Annotated in this window: 1 pseudogene; it reads left to right on the forward strand. The window is 60.1% G+C overall.

The window, feature by feature from the left end:
- A pseudogene (locus WM40_RS27275) lies at positions 1-721 on the forward strand (DUF2345 domain-containing protein); the annotation flags it as partial.

Genomic DNA, 721 nt, shown 5'->3' on the forward strand with positions numbered 1-721 from the left:
GCAACTTTACAGCTCAAGTGCGAATTCTCAGCTCCACCTGGGGTATCTGGTTGCGCAGAACGGCAACACGCGCGGGGCTTACCTGGGCAGCGCTTCGACCTGAAATCGGATGCGTATGGTGCAATTCGCGCGGGCCAGGGACTGTATGTCTCGACCCATCCGGCAAACGCTGCCCAGCCGATGAACGTCACGGCGGCAAGCGAGCAACTGGCGAGCGCGGAAAGTGTCGCCGAGCTCGCGTCGCAGGCCAGCACGTCAAATCAGGCTGAAAGCCTGCAGGACGGCTTGGACGCACTCAAGAAGCTTACCGATGCGACGCAATATAACGTGGCGGGCAACAGCGGCGGTGTCGGTGGTAACACGGGGGGCGGGGGCACGGGTAACGCAAATGGCTTCTCGACCCCAATCATGCTGATTGCAAGCCCTGCGGGCGCTGGCCTGTCCACGCAGGACTCGGCTCATATCACGGCGAACCAGCAAGTCAACATCGTCAGTGGCAAGAGCACGAACGTGGCAGCGGGTAAATCGCTCATCGCCAGCGTGATGGAGAAGATCAGCCTGTTTGCGCAGAATGCGGGGATTAAGCTTTTTGCCAGCAAGGGCAAGGTCGAGATCCAGGCGCAGAGCGATGAGATGAAGCTCGCCGCGCTCAACGACGTGACGATTACCAGTTCGAGCGGCAAGGTCGTGATCTCCGCGGATAAGGAAATTTGGATCGGCG

The organism is Robbsia andropogonis, assembly GCF_000970345.1.
GTDB classification, from domain to species: Bacteria; Pseudomonadota; Gammaproteobacteria; order Burkholderiales; family Burkholderiaceae; genus Robbsia; species Robbsia andropogonis.